This window comes from Vibrio sp. Vb0598, assembly GCF_033338935.1.
GTDB lineage: Bacteria > Pseudomonadota > Gammaproteobacteria > Enterobacterales > Vibrionaceae > Vibrio > Vibrio alginolyticus.
The window spans coordinates 1-1109 of sequence record NZ_JAWOTP010000245.1 but is presented as its reverse complement, the minus strand read 5'-3'; the positions used below and the strand labels follow the sequence as shown (position 1 = coordinate 1109).

At 43.5% G+C, this 1109-nt stretch carries 1 protein-coding gene; it reads left to right on the top strand.

What is annotated here, in order from left to right; translation table 11 throughout:
• The first annotated feature begins 61 nt into the window (after positions 1-61).
• Positions 62-1042 (top strand): HAD family hydrolase, encoded by a 981-nt coding sequence (locus R7Q38_RS24425; protein WP_318114660.1) that lies wholly within the window; start codon positions 62-64, stop codon positions 1040-1042.
• Positions 1043-1109: the final 67 nt, after the last annotated feature.

Genomic DNA, 1109 nt, shown 5'->3' with positions numbered 1-1109 from the left:
CGAATTTTTTCTTCGAGAATGCTCCATTATTAAACTCCCCTCTATAAAGAGTTTACAACTGATGAAAAATTACCTCTTGAATGTTTTTACGCTCGCTGTCGCGGTGATTTCATTTCCGATTTTGGCGCAAAATAGTGACCCATTGCCTTCGTGGAACGACGGTCAAACCAAACAAGCAATTATCCAATTTGTCAGTGATGTTACTGACGCTAACTCTCCCAATTTTGTTGCTCCTCAAGATCGTATTGCCACTTTTGATAACGACGGAACGTTATGGTCAGAAAAGCCGATGTACTTCCAAATCTTGTTTGTGCTCGACCAAATTAAAGAGCAAGCAGCTAGCCACCCTGATTGGAAGACGACTAAACCATACTCACTGGTGTTAAGTGGACAGATAGATAAGCTGAGCTTAGAAGATGTTCTAACTATGGTGCAAAAAACGCATTCAGGAATGAGCAGCGATGAGTTCACGTCTATTGTACAGGCTTGGATAAGTACGGCTAAGCACCCCGTAACGGGCCGCCCATACACCGACATGGTGTATCAACCAATGCTAGAGTTGTTGGATTATCTTGATAGCAACGGCTTTAAAAACTTCATTGTGTCTGGTGGTGGCAATGCCTTTATGCGAGCTTGGGCGACGGATGTCTACAACATCCCATCCGAGCGTATCATTGGTACTCGTCTATCTACAGAGTTCGTTAATGTTGATGGTAGTTACCAAGTTAAGCGCGTACCGGGCATTGAAGTGAATAACGACAAAGCGGAAAAACCGCAGCAAATTTATCAGCACATTGGTAAGCGCCCAATAGCTTCGTTTGGCAACTCAGATGGTGACCTACAAATGCTGCAATGGACGACGTCAGGTCCTGGTCCTCGTTTAGCAATGTACGTTCATCACACGGATGACCAACGTGAGTGGAAATATGACCGCACCTCTAGCATTGGTAAGCTAGATAAAGGATTGGATGAAGCGAAAGTGAAAGGTTGGTTAATCGCTGATATGAAAAACGATTGGAAGCAAGTGTATCCTACCAAGTAAGATTTCAAATTTGACTGATATAAAAAGGGGTTAACCAGTGGTTAACCCCTTTGTTGTGTCCGAAGAA